Genomic DNA, 19,254 nt, shown 5'->3' with positions numbered 1-19,254 from the left:
GTTACTATGCAGTCAATCATCGAACAATTGCAACACTCGTTTCATAAAGGATTCATAGATAAAGAGTTTTCCGCTTCTACACGCTTCCGGCCAGAATTATTGGTGAACAGTAAGGAAGAGCGTAAAGATGTGCTTACCTCTCTGGTAGACGAACTGAAGAAATGTCGTTTCTTTATGTTTTCCGTAGCATTTATTACGGAGAGCGGGTTGGCTACACTTAAAGCACATTTACTTGATTTGAAGCGGAAAGGTGTCAGGGGCGAGATCCTTACCTCTACGTATCAAATGTTCAACAAACCAAAAGTGTTTAAGGAACTACTCAAGTTAGAGAATGTAACAGTGAGAATTGCTGACATTGAGGGATTCCACTCCAAAGGATATATCTTTCAACATGATACTCATGTTTCTCTGATCGTAGGTAGTTCGAACTTAACGACTAATGCTTTAAAAGTGAATTATGAATGGAACATTAAGCTCACTTCTCATGAGAATGGGGAAATCATTCATCACTTCAATAGTCAGTTTAGAGATATGTGGAAGAGAGCGGTCCCATTGACGCGTGAATGGATTGTTGAATATGAAGAAGGGTACGTAGCACCACCCTTATTTGAAGTTGCTGATGGTCGTCAATCCTATACAAGTAATAAGGTGCTTGATTCTTTATCTATTGAACCGAACACTATGCAAGCGGCTGCTTTGGCGGGCATACAGCAAGTGCGGGAAGCTGGAGAAGAAAAAGCGTTAATTGTCTCGGCCACTGGAACTGGGAAGACGTATTTATCAGCGTTTGATGTTCGACGGGTACGCCCTCGGAGAATGCTGTTTGTCGTTCATAGAGAGCAAATCTTATATAAGGCAATGCGAGATTTTCAGAAGGTATTGGGTGGAGATGACAGGGATTTTGGAATCTTATCAGGAACGAAAAAAGAAACCGATGCTCGTTATTTGTTTGCTACGGTACAAATGATTTCTAAGTCAAATGTTATGAGAACGTTCGATGCGAAAGCATTTGATTACATATTGATTGATGAAGTACATAAGGCTGGTGCTCAGTCTTATTTGAAAGTAATGGATTATTTTAAGCCGCAATTTTTACTTGGTATGACTGCTACTCCTGAACGAACGGATGGTTTTAATTTATTTGAGTTGTTCGATTATAACGTAGCCTATGAAATTCGCTTGCAAGAAGCATTAGAGGCGGATATGCTGACTCATTTCCATTACTTCGGAGTTACAGATTTAGCTATCGAAGGAAATGAGGTTTCGGAATATGAGGTGTTCAATCGTTTGCTTGCCAAAGAACGTGTGGATCATGTTCTTGAAAAGGTGGAGTATTACGGTTTTTCGGGTGAACGTTTGTCTGGGCTTATTTTTTGTAGCTCTAAGAAGGAAGCAAACCAGCTTTCGATCCTTATGAATGAGCGAGGGTATGATACGGTTGCACTGACGGGTGAAGATTCACAGGAAGAGCGGCAAAAACAAGTGGAACGGTTGGAAAACGGTACTTTAGATTACATATTGACGGTGGACATTTTCAACGAAGGGATCGATATCCCGTGTATCAACCAGGTAGTCATGTTACGGCAGACGCAGTCTAGCATCGTCTTTATCCAACAACTTGGCCGTGGCTTGCGGAAGCATGAGACGAAGGATTATGTCACTGTTATTGATTTTATCGGCAACTACAAGAACAACTATCTTATCCCTGTCGCGTTATCTGGGGATCAGTCGCAAAACAAGGATAATATTCGAAGAAGAGTTATTGATACGAGTTACATTCAAGGGCGATCGACGATAAACTTTGAGGAAGTAGCCAAAGAGCGCGTGTATGACGCTATTCGGACAGCATCCCTTACGAACGTTAAAGTGTTACGGGAAGCCTATACAGAGCTTAAAAACAGAATTGGTCGCATGCCGATGTTAGTGGATTTCCAAGCGAATCAGTCCATCGATCCTAAGGTATTGGTTGATAAAAAAGGGAATTACTATGACTTTTTAGTTAGCCTTAAAGAAGATGTCGGACATGTAAGCGAATATGAAAAAATGATCCTCACCATGCTTTCGCAAGAAATATTGAGCGGGAAGAGAATCCATGAAGCTGTATTATTGAAGCTCTTGCTAGATCATTCTACTATTTCGCATAATTTTTATATTGATAAATTAAAAGAAGTAAATGGAAGGGTTGATGGAGATACGCTAAGCTCAGTTGAGCGAATGCTGAATCTTCACTTCTTCAAATCCAACGATCAGAAGAAATATGGGAACAAACCAATTGTTGTATTTGGTAGGAGTGAAATTAGTTGGGGGAAAGAAGTTCAGGCGGCTTTAACTCTGAATGAAACGTTCCTTCAATTTGTGCATGATGTCGTTTCCGTTGCGATCACTAATACAAATCAATATACTTTAGATCAACCTTTTACCTTATTTCAAAAGTATTCTCGGAAAGACGCATGTAAACTTTTGAACTGGGAAAACGATGAGAGCTCTACGATTTATGGATATAAACCGAAGTTTGATACGTGCCCAATTTTTATCACGTATCATAAGGATGATGAAGTAGAAGCAAGAGTGGATTACAAAGATGAATTCCTTAATTCTGAAGTGCTGACCTGGTACACGAGAAGTAACAGATCTTTGGCATCTAATGAGGTGAAAAAGATCGTAGAGGCAGAACAGAGGGGTATTGCTATACACATCTTTGTGAAAAAAGATGACGGAGAAGGAAGTGACTTTTACTATTTAGGAGAAGCAATCCCAGATCAAAACACGGTAGAAGAAACGAGCATGGGAGATGGGGAAAAGCAACTTCCTGTCGTTCGAATGAATATGAAATTAGTTAACCAAGTGGACCAAAAAATATTTGATTATTTACATGAATAAAAGAAAGCCCCTTCTGCGCGAAGGGGCTTTCTTTACTCTTGATTCATTAATAGTTTGACAGCTGGAATATCAGCAGGTGCCCATTTCAAGGAAGATAAGTTCTCTCTTGGAAGCCATACAAGCTTGGAATGTTCCTGAGCCGTCGGTTTTCCACCTACCAGTTTCGCTTTTAAGGCTATTAATTGAATGATGAACGTGTCATATTCATGTGTATGGTCTTTGACTATATCTTGAGCTTTAATCTCACACGATAATTCTTCTTGGATCTCCCGCTCTAAAGCGGTTTGTAGATCTTCTCCATCTTCTACTTTTCCACCTGGGAACTCCCACATATTTGGAATGGACATAGTCGGTGAGCGAAGTGCGCAGAGAATTTCCTGGTCTTCGTTTTCGATTACTGCTGCTACAACTTTAACCGTTTTTTTCATGGAAGGACGTCCTTTCTATTATGTAAAATTAGAGTAGTATTTAAGAGTTCTAGTCCATGTAATTATTTCATAATTAGTATGACGAGACTAGCATGTTAATGAAATCGTATTGTCTGAATCTTTTGCACCTATGCTTTGTACAAGTAATTCTATTCTAGTAATATGATTATTATATAAATAGAAGGGATGTATGTAATATGCCTACTTACAATAAATTAGTACGAGATTTTATTCCTGAAATTATTAAAAAGAACGGTAAACAATTAAATACCTCAATATTAACGGATGAAGAATATGTAATAGAATTGAAAGCAAAATTAGAAGAAGAAGTGAAAGAATTTTTGGAAGCCGAGGGTAAAGAAGATTCCGTTGAAGAACTAGCAGACGTGTTGGAGCTTTTATATGCGCTTGCAAATCAGCTGGGTTCGTCGGCGGAAGAATTGGAACATGTAAGAGCCCAGAAAGCAAAAGATCGTGGGGCGTTCAATGATAAGGTGTATCTAATAGATGTGGAAGATTGAAGGAAAGCAGTCGAAGTTAATAACAAGTGGCCTGCAAGAAGAGTTAGTAACTTTAATTGATCGGTCAACCACGATTTATGTTCTTAGTGCTTTTCTTATGAAGTCTGGAGTGGCGTTGTTACGCCCGCATTTAGAAAAGGCTGCTAAAAGAGGAGCGGATATTAAAGTTCTAACCGGTGATTACTTGTATGTGACACAGCCGGAAGCGTTAAAAATGTTAGTTGGCTTGCCTAACGAGGTGGAGATACGTTTATGGAAGAGCAATGGAAAATCATTTCACCCGAAAGCGTTTATTTTTAGTGGTGTGGACAGCAATGATTTAATCGTAGGTTCCTCCAATATGTCTAGGTCCGCTTTAACTACTGGGATAGAGTGGAACTTGTATATAAATGGTGCATTATCCCAAGAAACGTTTGACGATGCTCAAGAAACGTATATTCAGATGTTTTATGATGATCAGACATGGCAAGTAAACGTTGAAACCATTAAGCATTATGATGACCTTTATCATCAGTTTCATCGCAAGCATCCAGATTTGGTACATACCTGGACGGATCAGGAAGAAATTGAATTAACCCTCGGTACAGAAGACCTCTCTGTCGACGTTATTAGAGAGGGAGAAGAGGGATACATTGCAAATGCTACAGTAGATCAGCCTAAACCTAAACCCCGATATGCACAGCCAGAAGCCTTAGAAAATTTAGAAGATACCTATAATGAAGGCTACTCAAAAGCCATGGTCGTAATGGCGACGGGGTTAGGTAAAACATATTTAGCCGCTTTTTTTGCTGAAAAATTTGATAAGGTGCTATTTATTGCTCACCGAGAAGAAATTTTGCACCAGGCTAGAGCCTCATTTGCGCATGTGATGCCATACAAAACGCATGGAATTTATAATGGTAGGATGAAAGATAACCATGTTGATATGCTTTTTGCATCTATCTTTACATTAAGTATTCAGGAGCACTTACTTAAATTTGATCCAACCGAATTCGACTTAATCGTAATTGATGAATTTCACCATGCGTCTTCAAAGTCCTATCAAAAGGCTATTAATTACTTTAAGCCTCAGTTCTTGATGGGCATTACAGCCACACCTGAACGTACGGATGGCAACGACATCTTTGCCATTTGTGATGGGAATGTGGCCTATGAGATGAATTTTATTCAAGCTATTCAAAAAGGGTGGTTAGCGCCTTTTCATTATTATGGTGTATCGGATGTTATTGACTACTCCCAAATTACTTGGATTGGCAATCGATATTCGGAAGAAGAGTTAGCTGAAAGGCAACTACAAGAAGATACGGCAAGCAACATTTTTGAGAAATGGATGGAGTATAGGCAAACGAGAACGTTAGGTTTTTGTTCCTCCATTAAGCAAGCGCAGTATTTAGCTGAGTACTTTAATAATAGAGGATATAAATCCATTTCTCTCCATTCCAGAACGAAGGATATCAGTCGTGAAGAAGCTATTAAACAGTTAGAGTCCACTCAGTTGGACATCATATTCACGGTAGATTTATTCAACGAAGGGATTGATATTCCTTCCGTCGATACGCTGTTATTTGTGCGCCCTACTGAATCTTTGGTTGTATTCACGCAACAGATTGGTCGGGGGCTACGTAAACATGAGGGCAAGTCTCATTGTACGATTATTGATTTAATTGGTAATTACAGAAATGCTGATGTGAAGATGCAACTCTTTGAAAAAGATGCTATAGCGAAAAAGGAGAAAAAGAGTGTATCTATTGTCCCGCGAGTCCCAGAAGGCTGCGAAATTCATATGGAAACGGAAACTATACAGTTACTAGAGGAACTGTTGAGAAAGAGAAGTCCAAGAAAAGAAAGAGCCATACAAACTTACTACCAAGTAAAACAAGACTTGGGAAGAAGACCTACATACCTGGATTTACATTTACATGGGTCCATTGAGAGTAAAGAGTATAAGCAAATATGGAAGAGCTATGCAGGGTTTTTAACTGCAATGGAAGAGCTGTCGGAGAAGGAAGTAATAGTGTACGAGAAGCACAAACAGTGGATGGAAGAAGTAGAGGGGACTTCCATGGCGAAAAGTTATAAAATGGTGGTTTTAAAGTATATGTTAAGTCGCGGGAGAGGAGCGTGGGTCGACCCAGTAACACCAGAAGAAGTAGCACCGTTCTTCCACAACTACTTAACAGAGAAGACGTATCGCAAACAAATAGATTTCTCGAACAAAAACACGAAAGCCCTGTGGGATTATGACGAATCTAAAGTAGCAAAGCTGATAGCTTCTATGCCTATGACTAAATGGAGTGGAGGAAGCAAGGGGTTAATTCAATTTAAAAATAACCTTTTCTCGCTCAATTTTACTGTTCCTCCAGAGGAAAAAGATATTTTGCTTAGGATGACAGAAGAAATATGCGACTATCGTTTGCATACGTACTTTGAGCGGAAGCATCATTCAACTAAATGAATTTTGCTTAGGAGGTTATTTAATGTCCTTAACTTCTCTTTTAAAAGGGAAAAAAGACCAAGACCGTTTAGTCCAGCAAATACTTAGAAATATAATCCCTGCTAAAAGCGATTTCTATACTTTATCAGGGAAGAATCCTTTTTCCTCTAAATATGTTATAAGAGCTCCTTATCAATTGGATAAGCCATATGATTCATCTGTTGTAGGGACAGCTTTTGATTACCTAGCTAGATTTATAATTGCTCAAAAGATAAAAGATTACCGACTGAGTGTGTTAGAAAAATTAAATGCTAGCAGGGGTTTAGACATTGTTCATGCCTACTTTCCCTCCAATATTAGAAAGAAAGTACAAGGAAAATATGAACAAGGTATAAAAAAGTTAGAGGATTTATAATGAATCATTCCTATTCAATAAGCGAAGTCGTCCCCTATGCCTCTTTTCTTGCACGGCTTGAAATAATTATGCGCTCAGGGATGCTTCCTAAAGATGTCCAAGCCAGTCTGTTAGACGATGAAAATGAGAAAATCATTTGTGATTTGGAGAATTTATGCGATGTATTTTACAAAGTTTTTATAAAATCCAACGTCATAACACCCGATAGCACTGTGATTTTTAATCCTCATTTTGGTTTAGCATCCCGTAGTTGTGGTGGTGCTGATGCGGATATTTTTATAGATGGTACGCTTTGTGATTTTAAAACTTCTAAGTCGTCAGGATATAAGTGGCAAGATGTTGCCCAATTATTAGGTTATTATTGTTTGGATAATATAGCAAAAAAATAAGTGATCAGCGCTCAAGCCTTTACAAACATAAAATAGAAAGGGTAGCTCTTTATAAAGCCCGGTTCGGAGAATTGGAGTATATAGATCTATCATATATGAACAGGGAAAATGTTGATGAAGCCGTTATTAAATTACAGGATGCACTGTATGTGTCTAACTTTAAAGAAGAGGTAAATGAGAGTTACAATCCAGTAAATCAAAAAAGAGACAGAACTACCTTGGATTTTTTTAAGAAAGTGACGATTGCTTTATTAGGTGTACTCATTCTTTTTATTCTTTATACTTAGTTGGATCTAAATAATTTTCGTTACTGTATGACAAAAAGGAGAGCCGTAGTGGCCCTCCTCTCTAAAAACTTCTATTTCATTACTAAACTGAACAACCTTTCGCTTCCTTAATGTCGCCCTCATCTGCGAATTCATCAAACAGTTCACGCTTCAGCGGTAGAGTTCTTTGTCCATCAGCTGCATATTTTTAAAGCATCAACTATTATCATAACTCCAATCTATATACTTCTTCGCCTTCTCAAAGTCTTCATCTTTCATGACGATTATTTCCAAGTCTCCGGTGCCATAATGACCTATGCTTCTAACATCACGGCTGAACCCTTGTTCTAACTCCACTTTATCAGGATTTACTTTGAGGTAGAGAAGGATTTTTCCGTTACCAGGGTGAACTTCTACGCAAGCAAAATTTTTAATGCGTTTGAATGCAATATAGTTCTTCAAGGTTTTTACTTGAACGTCATCTCCCAGAGCTGTCATATAGGATTTGATTAGCTCATATCGATCTGTAAGCTCGGTGTCTGCTTGTTCTATATAATCACTGACGGTCTTATACTTATTTGGTTTGGACTTCGTTGATATGGAGGTATAGGTTAATTGATCGGTTTGTGCGGTGGTAGCGTTGACTAAATCAAGAAGTAGATAACCTTCTTTGTAGTGCTTATATTGGTAGAGTTCGATGTTTCTGTTTATTTGTTGGACGGCATGTTCATCGTACTTCGTAAATCCACCAGCAATGCAAAGCAAGCGCGGACTGCTCCAATCAATTAGATCCGAGGCCGTTTCCCCGTATTTCTTCATGACCATTAATTCGAACTCCGCTTTATGATCAAGGAGCCAATCCAAATAGAATAACCCTTGATTAATGACATTCTCATTAACGGATCGTTTGTATTCGATGATGACGGGGGCATGGTTCTCATCAATGCCTAGGGTATCAATTCGTCCGGCGTGTTTTTTCCCTGTACTATATTCAGATGATAGAAATCGCACTCCTAAAAAGGTCTCTAAATGTTTCTCCAGCGTTTCCTGCAGAGATTTCTCCATAGCTACGGCCTGTCCTTCTAATTCTTGTACACCATCATTATGTAGTTTGAATAATTTTGTATCGCCCATGATTATTCCACCCCTTTACGTAAATCAAGTATATCAAAGCTCTTCTAGCTAGATATAAAGATAGTTGATCATCCGGTTACAAAAAACTACAATAAAGGTTATTTTTCCTTAAATGGGGGTAAATGGAACGCGGAGAGAGGAGGAAGGGAAGTGGACTGGACACTTGTCGTCATCGCTTTTATCATCATTTTCTTTGGAACATTGGCTCTGATGAGATTCAATAACAAGAAGAAATAGGAAAGTGAATGAATGAAAAAAATGCGTCGGTTCAAGTCGATATCTTTGTTGATGGTCATTCTCGCCTTGATCTTGTCCAGCTTCTCTTTCTCCACGGTCGTTACGGCTCATTCGGGTGATTTCACTGCCAATATGGAATCCAATGTCAGCCAGAAAGAATTCAACAAAATCAGGAATGATCTGAAGCATACGAAAGCGTATAAGAAGTATAAGGCGAAAACGAAAATCAATGCGGTTTCCAAGCATAACATCGTCATCAATAAGGTGGAGGGTGCAGGCGGGGATTATGCGTACATCGAATTCGTCTTCGATAAGAATCAGGCTGCGAAAAGCGGCAACCTCGTGTATGCGCAGTTCACGTATGACATGAAGAATAAAGAGGTCGTCGCGGATCAGGGATTGTTTGCGGAATCGCTCGGGACGGACGGCAGCTTTAATATGAGTGTCCTGTACGGAGTGGGCGATGAGGAAACGGAGCTTTACAACGTGGACGTCGATAAGGACGGGAATCTGACGGATACGGGCTTGCGCTTACGCAGGAGCAGGTGACGACAGACGCGAATAATAAGATCAAGGAGATGCTCGGCAAGCAGGTGGAAGGTAACGACGTACAGAGCTTGGGTTTCTGTGAGTATGCGGTCACGGCTCTCTGCGGTGCGGGAGGCAGTGTCGGTTGCTACGCCCTTGCAGGAGCGCTCGGGATCACGTCTGGTGTCGGTGGAGTAGCGCTTGCGGCAGTCTGCGGGATGATCGGAAGTCTCGGCTGCGCGGCGGCGACGGACGCGATTTGTGGATAGAGTGTAAAATAGAGTCTTCCAACACCATGGAAGGCTTTTTTCTTTTCCAATAAAAAAAGGAGAGCCGCGACGGCCCTCCTCTCTTCATCACTCTATGCCATTACTTAACCGAAAACCCTTCTGCTTCCTCCACGCCGTCTCCTGCTGCGAATTCATCCAGAAGCGCGCGCACTTCGTCGGTCGAGTTCGTGCTCATCAGCTGGTTCCGCAGCTCACTTGCGCCGCGGAAGCCGCGGACGTAGATTTTGAAGAAGCGGCGGAGCGGTTTGAAGAGACGCGGCTCCAGTTCTTCGGAATATTTGTCGTGCAGGTCGAGCTGCAGGCGGAGCAGGTCGAGCAGTTCGGCGCTCGTGTGCTCTTTCTTCTCTGTTTCGAAGGCGAACGGGTTGTGGAAGATGCCGCGCCCGATCATGATGCCGTCGACGCCGTATTTCTCGGCGAGCTCAAGACCTTTCTGGCGGTCCGGGATGTCCCCGTTGATGGTGATCAGGGTATCCGGAGCCACTTCATCGCGGAGCTTGACGATGTCCGGGATCAGCTCCCAGTGGGCATCGTAGTTGCTCATTTCCTTCTTCGTGCGAAGGTGGATGGACAGATTGACGATGTCCTGCTCGAGAAGGTGCTTGAGCCAGTCGAACCACTCGTCGACTTTCGTGTAGCCAAGGCGGGTCTTGACGCTGACGGGAAGTCCTCCCGCTTTGGCGGCTTCGATCAGCTCGGCGGCGACTTCCGGACGGCGGATCAGGCCGGAGCCTTTGCCGTTCCCGGCGACGTTCTGGACAGGACAGCCCATGTTGATGTCGATGCCCTTGAAGCCCATTTCGGCCATGCCGATGCTCATCTGGCGGAAGTATTCGGGTTTGTCGCCCCAGATGTGGGCGACGATCGGCTGTTCGTCTTCCGTGAACGTCAGGCGTCCCCGTACGCTGTCTTTCCCTTTCGGATGACAGTAGCTTTCTGTATTAGTGAATTCCGTGAAGAACACGTCCGGTCTCGCTGCTTCGGTCACGACATGACGAAAAACGACATCCGTCACAGCTTCCATCGGTGCAAGAACAAAAAACGGCCGCGGCAGCTCATGCCAAAAATTATCTTTCATCATATAGGAAACCCTTTCTTTTATGAGAATTGTTCAGTGAATGACTTCTTACTTTATCTATAACCAGTCAGACTGGATTTCAACCAGTATATACTTTAATGGTATTGGCCGAAAAGTGCAAGGGAACGGGGCTTCTCCATGTGTAGGAAATCCTTTACATCAAGGATTTTCATGTTTTATCGGCTTCTTCCGGGGTAGAAAAGTTATATTCCCATATTTGGAAGGAGTGGAGCACAGTGGACAGTGTGCTGTTGGTGAGTTTGTCCGTATTGTTCGCGATTGTCGTTTTTGTTCCGGTCGTGCTTTTGCTGCGGCTGTATATTCATGATGAGAAGCAGGAGGAGCATTCGGTCCTGCGCAATTATCCGCTGCTCGGGAAGTTCCGCTACATAATCGAGAAGATGGGTCCGGAGCTGCGGCAGTATCTGTTCCATAATGACAGGGAAGGGAAGCCGTTCAACCGCAAGGAGTTCGAATTCGTCAACAAGGCGGCGAAATACAATTCCCGGCTGATGTCGTACGGTGCGGAGCGGGATTTCACGGAAGACGGGTACTATTTGGTGAACGACATGTTCCCGGTCAAGGATGAGGAGCTGCGCAAAGAGGAAGCGGCACCGGTCGCGACGAAACTGTATGACGTCGATAAGGAGAAGTTGTTCAGCCGGCGGGAGCATGCGGAGGATGGCGAGCTAGACCCGGTCTATCTTCATGAGGACGATCGTGTCGTGTTAGGGCAGGATACGGTGACACAGCCGTTCAGGCCGAAGGGATTGATCGGCCAGTCGGCGATGAGCTTCGGGTCGCTCGGCGATCATGCGATCACGGCGCTGTCGAAAGGGCTCGGCCGTGCGGGCGGTACGTGGATGAACACGGGGGAAGGCAGTGTGTCGCCCTACCACTTGAAGGGCGACGTCGATATCATCATGCAGATCAGCCCGGGGTTGTTCGGCGTGCGCACGAAAGACGGCGATTTTTCCTGGGAGGAGTTCCGTAACCATGCCGGGACCGATCAGATCAAGGCTTTCGAGCTGAAGCTCGCCCAAGGCGCGAAGACGAGGGGCGGGCACGTCGACGGCAGGAAGGTCACCGAAGAAATCGCCGAAATCCGTAAGGTGAAGGCGGGCGAAGAGATCGACAGTCCGAACCGCTTCCCCGGGATCGATACGCCGGCACAGCTGCTTCATTTTCTCGAGGAGCTGCGGACGGTCGGGGACAAGCCGGTCGGCATGAAGATCGTCGTCGGAAGCGAGAACCAGCTGGAGCGGCTGATCACAGCGATGGAGGAGGAAAACATCGTCCCGGACTTCATCACGGTCGACGGCAGCGAGGGCGGTACGGGCGCGTCCTATTATGCCCTCGCCAATTCGGTCGGACTGCCGGCGTTCTCAGCAGTTCCGATGGTCGATGACGCCTTGAATCGGCACGGCCTGCGGGAGCGGACGAAGATTATCGCATCCGGGAAGCTGCTGACGCCGGATAAGATCGCGATGGCGCTTGCGCTCGGGGCGGATTTGATCAACATCGCCCGCGGCTTCATGATCAGCGTCGGCTGCATCATGTCGCAGGTATGCCATAAGAACACGTGCCCGGTCGGCGTCGCCACGACGGACAAGAAGCTTCAGGAGGCGTTGACGATCGAGGAGAAGGAGTACCGCGTCACCAATTACTTGATCGCGCTCCGCAAAGGGCTCTTCGACCTCGCCGCCATCGCCGGATTGAAGTCGCCGGTCGAGTTCAACCGGGAGCACATCGTCTATCATTCCGATTTCCGCAAGGCGGTGACGGAGGACCGGATGGTATGAATCAGAAAAAAAGGACGGAGCTTCGGCTCCGTCCTTTTTATGTTTCCGTCCGTTCGAAGGCCTGCTTCACGGCCTGGATGTATTCTTCCCGGGCGCGCTGGGATAAGGCTGCTTCCGGTGCGACTTGTTCGAAGCCGTGGTAGGCGCCGGGATAGAGGTGGAATTCTACGTCCACCCCTGCCTCAGCCAGCTTCGTGACATAGGTGAGCGTTTCGCTGCGGAAGGGGTCGAGCTGGCCGATGCACGTGTACGTGTACGGCAGTCCGCTGTAGTCCTCGGCCCGGGCAGGGGCGGCGTAGGCGGGGACGTCGTCCGTGTCGTGAAGAGCACCTAAGTACATCCGCCAGCCGAAGGCGTTCGTCTTGTGGTTCCAGACCATCCCTTCGGTGATTTCGTGCGCCGACGGAGTGTCGTTGCGGTCGTCGATCATCGGATAGAGCGGCATTTGGAAACAGATCGACGGGTATTGCCGGTCACGGGCAAGCAGGGCGAGTGCCGCCGTCAAACCGCCTCCGGCACTGACGCCGGCGATGCCGATCCGGTCGCGGTCGATGTTCATCGCTTCGTGATGGTCAGCAATCCACGTCAGCGCCGTATAGCAATCTTCGAGCGCAGCGGGATACGGGTGCTCCGGGGCAAGGCGGTAGTCGACGGAAACGACGACACAGCCGGCCGTCTTGACGATGTCGCTGCACAGGCCGTCGCTTTCGTCATACGCGCCGAGGATGAATCCGCCGCCATGCATCCACAACAGGACGGGCAGCGTCTCGTCGCTGTCCTTCGGCCGGTAGATTTTCCATTTCAGCGCATCGCCGTCCGGTCCTGTGATCGTCTCATCGGTCATGGAAACGGCCGGATCCGTGTACGGCTCCTTCCTTCCCGCGGAATTCGCACGGATCGCAGGCAGATAGGCTTCGTTCATGTAGTCGTCAAAGCCGGGAAACTGGTCGAGATGTTCCCGCAGCTCCGGGTTTATCCTTTTATTCACTGGTTACACTTCCCTATGGTTTTGTCCCTTCCATCATACGGGAAGAAAATTATGGGAGTCAAAACATCAAGAAGCCGCCGCGCCCATCGGGGGACAGGCGCGGCGGCTTCTATGATCATGCTTCCTGTTCGTTCTGGAACGTCTCCACGACGTCGGCAATCTCGTAGATCATCGCTTCATCGACGTTCTCCTCTCCTTCTTCCGGGTAGATGTCCCACGTCTTCTTCTCGCCGTCCGGGCTGTTGTAGACGCCCTGGACGTAGCCGGCACCTTCGTTATTCACGGTACCGACAGACAGGTCTTCCATTAGAAACGCATGGATGTGCGTCTCATCCGCTCCGAGGAAGAAAATCGGGTACGGGGACTGTTCATAAAACTCGACGTACTCGTTCCCGTCGGCCGTATCGAAGGCATCCTTCGATACGATCAAGCCGTCATAGTCGCGTTCATCGCTCTCAAGCTCTGCCAAATCGACAGGGACCAATTCCAGGTTCTCCACTTCCGGTGGTTCGTCTTCCCCTGCGTAAGCAAAGACGAGGGGCTTCCCGTCATAGGACGCTTCCTCTTCCGAAGCCCCGGTATCTTCCGTTTCGTTTCCGGATGCGGTGTCCTGGCTTTGGCATGCGACCAGAGCCAGGGCGGATAAACCGACAATCAAGCATTTGAATAGCTTCATGGTATGCACCTCTTTGGAGCCGTATTTATAGACACCTTAACAGATGGACCGATTTTGTTGAATAGGCGGATGCCTCTATTTGGTCGTTTTTTTAATAAATGGAATACGTGTCATAGTCGTAGATATAGGCGTAGTGGTTGGATGTGCTGCTGACAGAGGCTGTGCCGGACCAGACGAGGCCGCTCGCTGTCGCAGAGCCGGAGATCGTCATTTCCTGGTTGTTATAGAAATCTCCGTTCACCTTCCACCAGATGGTCGTCGAACTCGTCAATTCGGCTTTGATGCTGCCACCGAAGCCTTTCGATGTCCCATTGTAGGAGCGGTTGATATCGACATCTTCAATTTCTTCAAAAGAATAGAAGGATCCGCTACCGCATGTCCAGACATAGAGGTTCAGGGTCGGCTTGTACGAAGAACTCACATCAAGGCTGACGCCGATCCGGTGCGGGTCGACGGCTCCGCAAGAGCTTCCTTCTGTCGTCGCACGTTTGGATGCGGCGTTCTGCAGTTCATTCGATTTATCCGGGTGCTGGGCTTTCGCCTTCTCGACGGAAATACCCTCATTGGCGGCGATTTCTTCAATCATCTCATCATAGGTCAATTTTTCAATCGTAACGTTTTCGTTATCATTCAAGTTCGCAAGGTCGATCGATCCCGACTGTCCACCCGTGCCGGCGGCGAAGGATGTGATCGGGAGACTGAAACCGAAAACCAAAAGGACGACGGCCATGCCTAACAGCTGAAAGCTTTTTCTCATGCGCTCCACTCCTTTAGTTGTTTGATAACTTCCAGTTAATTCCACCGTAACATAACTGGAAAGGATTTCAACGGGTTTCGGGGGATATGTACCTATCGTTCTATGACTTTAGGGAGGGGGTTCTTGGTATAATAATAGAAAAGGGCTAGAGGAGGCGTTGGAAATGTTCCAATCTATGCAAGCTGTGCCGCTCGGGGATGTGACGGAGGCGATGAACGACGGATTTTCCGATTACGTCGTGCCGATGCAGATGACAGAAGAGCAACTCGCGAACCGTATCGAGAAGCAGGGATTATCGAAGGAGCACTCGGTCGTGTACATAGAAGAAGGGAAAATCGCCGCCGTTCTGCTGCTCGGGATCGATGTGTTCCAGGAGACGAAGCAGGCGTGGATCGGCGGCATGGCCGTCCGTCCGAAGTTCCGGGGAAGGGGCATCGCCCGCAAACTGCTGGACTTCGCTGTCAAAACCGCGGAAGAAGCGGACTGTGTCGAAGTCCTGCTTGAAGTCATCACGGAAAACACACGTGCTTGGCAGATTTATGAGGCATACGGATTCGAAACCATCAACGAACTGATGGTCGCCGGGCTTGGCGCTTTGCCGTCCCCGGATGATGGTCTTCCGGACATACGCTTTGAAAAAGAGGAGGAGGATGTGACGGAACCGTACCGCACGCCGTGGCAGAACCGCCTGGAACGGACGGGGAATGCGTACCACATCTGTCTGGACGGGGAAAGGGTCGGCTGGATATCCTTCATGCAGAGAGAAGCGAAGGCGATGGTCCTGCAGATGCAGGTGACCGATCAATCGCTGACGGCCCGCATCCCCGCAATCCTCCAGCAGTTGAAGGTGGACTTCGGAATCGAACAGCTTTCGGTTCATAATTTCATGATGGATACGAAGGAATATGAAGGGTTGGCGGATCTTGTGGCGGGGGATGTCATCCAACAGTATCAGATGAGAAAAAGCATCGGCTGAGGCTGGCTGGACAGACCGCTATGAAAGAAGCAGGACTCTATGGAGCCTTGCTTTTTTTTGTGGAGAAAATAGTTAGAAAATTTGGTAAAATGAAGGAAACCGTAAAAGGAGACCTGCAGATGGAAATGACGCACACCCGCCTTCTTGTCGATAACTACAAGGAATGCTTTCACTTCTATAAGAATGTCCTCGGCTTTTCGGTCGTTTGGGGAGATGAGGATTCGAACTATGCCGACTTCCGTTTCCAAGGCTGTACGCTCGGTCTGTTCGAGCGGAGGCAGATGATGGAGGCGGTCGGGGAGATATATAAGGAGGAAATCCCTCGGGTCGATACGGCGGCGCTGATCTTCCGGGTGGATGATGTGGAAGCGGTGTATGAGGAGATGCGGGAGAAGGTGACGTTTCTTACTACGCCGACGGAACAGAAGGATTGGGGGATCAAGGTCGCCCATTTCCGGGATCCGGCCGGTACGCTTCTGGAAATCTATGAGAGTATGAAGCTATAAAACGAATATTTATACAAAAATTCATCTTTTTATTCAAATTAATTGATTATCTCCTTGCGTTATTGATTGTTTTAATATACGATATAATGCATAAACATTCATAGAGTTGGACGTCAAAAGCGCAGTCAGAGGGAAGCTTGGATCGGAATCATTGTCACGGCATGATGGATACATACCTACTGATGCAGCAGCGGCGGGGACGCTGCTGTTTTTCGTTTACTTCCAGCTTCACGAAAAGGAGATCAGGCAGATGGCACATACTAATCAGCAAACGACACCACAACCGAATCAACCGAAGGAGAACAAGGGAATCAACATCAACGCCTTTGCGCTCATCTTCGGGGTCATCATCCTTTCCGCGGTACTGACTTATATCCTGCCGGCGGGGGAATATCAGCGGGTCGAACAGGACGGACGTACGGTCGTCGATCCTGATTCCTTCGAGTTCACGGATCAGTCGCCGGTCGGATTCTTCGACGTGTTCGGAAGCATCCATACCGGAATGGTGAACGGAGCGGGGATCATCTTCTTCGTCCTCATCATCGGCGGTGCCTTCGGAATCCTGAAGGCGACCGGGGCGCTGGATGCGCTGATTTTCACGCTTACGAAGAAGCTTGCGGATAAGGAACTGCTGCTGATACCTGTGCTGACCCTGTTCTTCGCGATCCTCGGGTCGTTGATGGGGATGGCGGAGGAGACGATCATCTACATCGCCATCGTCGCTCCGCTTGCGATTTCGCTCGGATTCGACTCGATCGTCGGCTACGCCATGGTTGCGGTCGGGGCGAACATCGGCTTCATGAGTGCGGTGATGAACCCGTTCAACGTCGCCGTCGCTCAAGGGATCGCCGAACTGCCGCTTTATTCCGGCATGGGATTCCGGATCATCCTGCTTGCGAGCTTCTATCTGGTCGCAGTCTTCTACATTTACCGCTATGCGAAAAAAGTGAAAAAGTATCCGGAGCTCCGTTATCTCGGAAATGCTCCGAAAGATAAATTCAAGACGACATCGGAAGTGAAGATGGAGACGCATCATAAATGGATCCTTCTCGTCTTCCTTGCGAACTTCGGCGTACTGATCTACGGTGTGCTACAGTTCGGCTGGTATATCAGAGAGATCGCGGCACTCTTCCTTTTGTTCGGCGTCCTCGTCGGAATCATTGCGAGAATGTCTCCGAATAAAATCGCGGACAGCCTGATGGACGGTGCCAAACAGGTGATGGCGGGTGCCCTCATCATCGGTTTCGCCCAGGCGATCATCGTCGTCTTCCAGGACGGGAAATTGATGGATTCGATCCTGTTCTATGCAGCGAGCTTCTTAGGAGAACTGACGCCTGCCTTGAACGCGATCGGCATGTTCTTCGTCCAACTGTTCCTGAACTTCCTCGTCCCGTCCGGAAGCGGACAGGCGGCGCTGACGATGCCGATCATCGCACCACTCGCCGACCTCGTCGGTGTGACGAGACAGACAGCCGTCCTCGCCTTCCAGCTTGGCGACGGTATTTCGAACTCGATTTTCCCGACATCGGGCGTCCTCGTCGCAGGACTTGCCATGGCGGGCATTCCATATACGAAGTGGGTGAAGTGGGTGTACCCGCTCATCCTTATCCAGATCGGCATGGCCATCGTCTTCCTGCTGATCGCCCAGGCCATCCAATTCGGCCCATTCTAAGCTTTATGACCAACGGAGGTAGCTGACATGATGACAACGATAGCGATAGATAAACAACTGACCCAATGGACGATCGACCAGCGGAGACACTTCCATAAGCACCCGGAACTGTCCGGTCAGGAGCACGAAACGTCCGCTTACGTAAAGAAACAGCTGGAGGAACTCGGCATCCCGGTTCTGCCTGGATTCTCGGAACCGAACGTCGTCGCCCTTTTCAAAGGGACGGAAGGGAAGAAAATGATCGCCCTCCGTGCCGATATGGACGCCCTTCCTATTCAGGAAGAAGGCGACAATCCCTATACCTCTACAGTGCCCGGCGTCATGCATGCCTGCGGCCACGACGGCCATACGGCGACGCTGCTCGGTGCGGCCAAATGGATGACGGAGCATCCGGATCAGATTAAGCACGACATCGTGTTGATTTTCCAAAGCTCGGAAGAGGAATCGCCGAGCGGCGCCCAGCAGCTCGTGAAAGACGGGGTGCTCGAAGGCGTCGATGCCATCTACGGCATCCATTACATGTCGAACGTCCCGAAAGGAAAAATCGGCTTCGCCGAGGGCTACGCGATGGCGTCCTGCAATGATTTCGACATCACGATCGAAGGAAATGGCGGCCACGGCGGCAACCCGCACGAAACGGTCGATCCGATCTATATCGCGACCCATCTGATCCAAAGCTTCCAGTCGATCATCAGCCGTAACCTGAACCCGATGCACCCGGGCGTCATCTCTTTCGGCAAGATGGAAGCGGGCCACTCCTACAACATCGTACCGGATAAAGTCCATTTGAAGGGGACGATCCGCGCCCTCACGTTCGAAGGCGCTGACATGATGCACCAGAAAACCGTAACCCTCACGGAAAAAATCAGCGACAGCTTCGGTGCCAAAGGCCACTACCAATTCATCGAAGGCACCCCGCCGCTCTATAACCATCCGGAATCCTGCAAGAAAGCGAAAGCCCTCATCGAAACGAGCTTCGGTGCGGACGCCTTCATGGAGCTGGAACCGGTGATGGGAGCGGAAGATTTCTCTTATTACTTGAAGGAGAAAGAAGGAGTGTTCATCAACGTGGGGATGCAGGGGGAGAAGAGCCGGTATCCTCACCACCATCCGAAGTTCGATTTGGATGAGGATGTGTTGGAAACGGGATTGGAGCTTGTCGTGCGGTTGGCGGTTTCTGAATGAAATAGCTTTCTATCAAAAGTGCAGCTGCCGGCTGCACTTTTTTGGTATTATTCTATATTTTCCCTTACTGTTAAGGGGAGTTGAATAATGAA

General features: G+C 47.3%; 18 protein-coding genes. 12 read left to right on the top strand and 6 right to left on the bottom strand.

Features of this window, described 5'->3' with window-relative positions:
• Nucleotides 1–6 precede the first annotated feature (6 nt).
• The gene (locus AXG56_RS14285) at nt 7–2,880 is read left to right on the top strand and encodes a DUF3427 domain-containing protein (protein WP_062515131.1); all 2,874 of its coding nucleotides are present in this window, start codon (nt 7–9) and stop codon (nt 2,878–2,880) included.
• Nucleotides 2,881–2,912: 32 nt separating this feature from the next.
• On the opposite strand, the gene AXG56_RS14280 is transcribed toward AXG56_RS14285, so the two are convergent.
• A complete protein-coding gene (locus AXG56_RS14280) occupies nt 2,913–3,308 on the bottom strand; it encodes a (deoxy)nucleoside triphosphate pyrophosphohydrolase (RefSeq protein WP_062515129.1) in 396 nt (131 codons plus the stop codon).
• Nucleotides 3,309–3,505: 197 nt separating this feature from the next.
• Here AXG56_RS14280 and AXG56_RS14275 point away from each other — a divergent pair, with 197 nt between their 5' ends.
• From AXG56_RS14275 to AXG56_RS14260, 4 genes are read left to right on the top strand one after another with little or no spacing between them, the layout of a single operon-like run.
• Nucleotides 3,506–3,829, top strand: a complete 324-nt coding sequence (locus AXG56_RS14275; protein ID WP_062515127.1) for a nucleoside triphosphate pyrophosphohydrolase — start codon at nt 3,506–3,508, stop codon at nt 3,827–3,829.
• Nucleotides 3,816–6,284 (top strand): DEAD/DEAH box helicase family protein, encoded by a 2,469-nt coding sequence (locus AXG56_RS14270; protein ID WP_062515126.1) that lies wholly within the window; start codon nt 3,816–3,818, stop codon nt 6,282–6,284. Before AXG56_RS14275 ends, AXG56_RS14270 begins: the two co-directional genes overlap by 14 nt.
• A 22-nt stretch (nt 6,285–6,306) precedes the next feature.
• Nucleotides 6,307–6,678 carry a hypothetical protein gene (locus AXG56_RS14265; protein WP_062515124.1) on the top strand — a complete coding sequence of 124 codons (372 nt, stop codon included), beginning with the start codon at nt 6,307–6,309 and terminating at the stop codon, nt 6,676–6,678.
• Entirely contained in the window at nt 6,678–7,067 is a 390-nt protein-coding gene (locus tag AXG56_RS14260) for a hypothetical protein (RefSeq protein ID WP_062515123.1), read from the top strand. The genes AXG56_RS14265 and AXG56_RS14260 overlap by 1 nt, the downstream gene beginning before the upstream one ends.
• A gap of 482 nt (nt 7,068–7,549) precedes the next feature.
• Here the strand turns inward: AXG56_RS14260 and AXG56_RS14250 are convergent, their stop codons facing one another.
• On the bottom strand, nt 7,550–8,467 hold the full coding sequence (locus tag AXG56_RS14250) for a DUF5655 domain-containing protein (protein WP_062515119.1): 918 nt from the start codon (nt 8,465–8,467) through the stop codon (nt 7,550–7,552).
• Nucleotides 8,468–8,716: 249 nt separating this feature from the next.
• On the opposite strand from AXG56_RS14250, the gene AXG56_RS14245 reads away from it, so the two are divergent.
• Nucleotides 8,717–9,253, top strand: coding sequence for a hypothetical protein (locus AXG56_RS14245; RefSeq protein WP_062515117.1), 537 nt, complete (start codon nt 8,717–8,719; stop codon nt 9,251–9,253).
• Entirely contained in the window at nt 9,250–9,501 is a 252-nt protein-coding gene (locus AXG56_RS14240; protein WP_062515115.1) for a halocin C8-like domain-containing protein, read from the top strand. Before AXG56_RS14245 ends, AXG56_RS14240 begins: the two co-directional genes overlap by 4 nt.
• 100 nt (nt 9,502–9,601) lie before the next feature.
• On the opposite strand, the gene AXG56_RS14235 is transcribed toward AXG56_RS14240, so the two are convergent.
• Complete coding sequence (locus AXG56_RS14235) at nt 9,602–10,600, bottom strand: tRNA-dihydrouridine synthase (protein ID WP_008634350.1); 999 nt, start codon at nt 10,598–10,600, stop codon at nt 9,602–9,604.
• A gap of 236 nt (nt 10,601–10,836) precedes the next feature.
• Here AXG56_RS14235 and AXG56_RS14230 point away from each other — a divergent pair, with 236 nt between their 5' ends.
• Nucleotides 10,837–12,402 (top strand): FMN-binding glutamate synthase family protein, encoded by a 1,566-nt coding sequence (locus tag AXG56_RS14230; RefSeq protein WP_062515113.1) that lies wholly within the window; start codon nt 10,837–10,839, stop codon nt 12,400–12,402.
• Between the two features lie 37 nt (nt 12,403–12,439).
• On the opposite strand, the gene AXG56_RS14225 is transcribed toward AXG56_RS14230, so the two are convergent.
• The 3 genes from AXG56_RS14225 to AXG56_RS14215 form a co-directional block, all read right to left on the bottom strand.
• Complete coding sequence (locus tag AXG56_RS14225) at nt 12,440–13,390, bottom strand: alpha/beta hydrolase (RefSeq protein ID WP_062515111.1); 951 nt, start codon at nt 13,388–13,390, stop codon at nt 12,440–12,442.
• A 115-nt stretch (nt 13,391–13,505) separates the two neighbouring features.
• The gene (locus AXG56_RS14220) at nt 13,506–14,066 is read right to left on the bottom strand and encodes a hypothetical protein (RefSeq protein WP_008634345.1); all 561 of its coding nucleotides are present in this window, start codon (nt 14,064–14,066) and stop codon (nt 13,506–13,508) included.
• Between the two features lie 91 nt (nt 14,067–14,157).
• Nucleotides 14,158–14,823 carry a hypothetical protein gene (locus AXG56_RS14215; RefSeq protein WP_026577655.1) on the bottom strand — a complete coding sequence of 222 codons (666 nt, stop codon included), beginning with the start codon at nt 14,821–14,823 and terminating at the stop codon, nt 14,158–14,160.
• Between the two features lie 163 nt (nt 14,824–14,986).
• On the opposite strand from AXG56_RS14215, the gene AXG56_RS14210 reads away from it, so the two are divergent.
• The 4 genes from AXG56_RS14210 to AXG56_RS14195 all read left to right on the top strand — a co-directional run bounded on the left by AXG56_RS14210 (nt 14,987) and on the right by AXG56_RS14195 (nt 19,162).
• A complete protein-coding gene (locus AXG56_RS14210; protein ID WP_062515109.1) occupies nt 14,987–15,799 on the top strand; it encodes a GNAT family N-acetyltransferase in 813 nt (270 codons plus the stop codon).
• Between the two features lie 119 nt (nt 15,800–15,918).
• Entirely contained in the window at nt 15,919–16,305 is a 387-nt protein-coding gene (locus tag AXG56_RS14205; protein WP_062515276.1) for a glyoxalase/bleomycin resistance/extradiol dioxygenase family protein, read from the top strand.
• Between the two features lie 250 nt (nt 16,306–16,555).
• Nucleotides 16,556–17,977 carry a YfcC family protein gene (locus tag AXG56_RS14200; RefSeq protein ID WP_062515107.1) on the top strand — a complete coding sequence of 474 codons (1,422 nt, stop codon included), beginning with the start codon at nt 16,556–16,558 and terminating at the stop codon, nt 17,975–17,977.
• A 27-nt stretch (nt 17,978–18,004) separates the two neighbouring features.
• Nucleotides 18,005–19,162, top strand: coding sequence for a M20 family metallopeptidase (locus tag AXG56_RS14195; RefSeq protein ID WP_062515105.1), 1,158 nt, complete (start codon nt 18,005–18,007; stop codon nt 19,160–19,162).
• Nucleotides 19,163–19,254: the final 92 nt, after the last annotated feature.

The organism is Halobacillus sp. KGW1, from assembly GCF_001592845.1.
Taxonomy (GTDB): Bacteria; Bacillota; Bacilli; order Bacillales; family Halobacillaceae; genus Halobacillus.
The sequence above is the reverse complement of the archived record's forward strand: the minus strand, read 5'-3'. Positions and strand labels throughout refer to the sequence as shown.

Bases quoted from the DNA above. Each gene is read 5' to 3' on its own strand.
- AXG56_RS14205 (WP_062515276.1), top strand. From the start codon at position 15,919: ATGGAAATGACGCACACCCGCCTTCTTGTCGATAACTACAAGGAATGC.
- AXG56_RS14215 (WP_026577655.1), bottom strand. From the start codon at position 14,823: ATGAGAAAAAGCTTTCAGCTGTTAGGCATGGCCGTCGTCCTTTTGGTT.
- AXG56_RS14265 (WP_062515124.1), top strand. From the start codon at position 6,307: ATGTCCTTAACTTCTCTTTTAAAAGGGAAAAAAGACCAAGACCGTTTA.
- AXG56_RS14210 (WP_062515109.1), top strand. From the start codon at position 14,987: ATGTTCCAATCTATGCAAGCTGTGCCGCTCGGGGATGTGACGGAGGCG.
- AXG56_RS14285 (WP_062515131.1), top strand. From the start codon at position 7: ATGCAGTCAATCATCGAACAATTGCAACACTCGTTTCATAAAGGATTC.
- AXG56_RS14250 (WP_062515119.1), bottom strand. From the start codon at position 8,467: ATGGGCGATACAAAATTATTCAAACTACATAATGATGGTGTACAAGAA.
- AXG56_RS14220 (WP_008634345.1), bottom strand. From the start codon at position 14,066: ATGAAGCTATTCAAATGCTTGATTGTCGGTTTATCCGCCCTGGCTCTG.
- AXG56_RS14275 (WP_062515127.1), top strand. From the start codon at position 3,506: ATGCCTACTTACAATAAATTAGTACGAGATTTTATTCCTGAAATTATT.
- AXG56_RS14200 (WP_062515107.1), top strand. From the start codon at position 16,556: ATGGCACATACTAATCAGCAAACGACACCACAACCGAATCAACCGAAG.
- AXG56_RS14270 (WP_062515126.1), top strand. From the start codon at position 3,816: ATGTGGAAGATTGAAGGAAAGCAGTCGAAGTTAATAACAAGTGGCCTG.
- AXG56_RS14245 (WP_062515117.1), top strand. From the start codon at position 8,717: ATGAAAAAAATGCGTCGGTTCAAGTCGATATCTTTGTTGATGGTCATT.
- AXG56_RS14260 (WP_062515123.1), top strand. From the start codon at position 6,678: ATGAATCATTCCTATTCAATAAGCGAAGTCGTCCCCTATGCCTCTTTT.
- AXG56_RS14195 (WP_062515105.1), top strand. From the start codon at position 18,005: ATGATGACAACGATAGCGATAGATAAACAACTGACCCAATGGACGATC.
- AXG56_RS14235 (WP_008634350.1), bottom strand. From the start codon at position 10,600: ATGAAAGATAATTTTTGGCATGAGCTGCCGCGGCCGTTTTTTGTTCTT.
- AXG56_RS14280 (WP_062515129.1), bottom strand. From the start codon at position 3,308: ATGAAAAAAACGGTTAAAGTTGTAGCAGCAGTAATCGAAAACGAAGAC.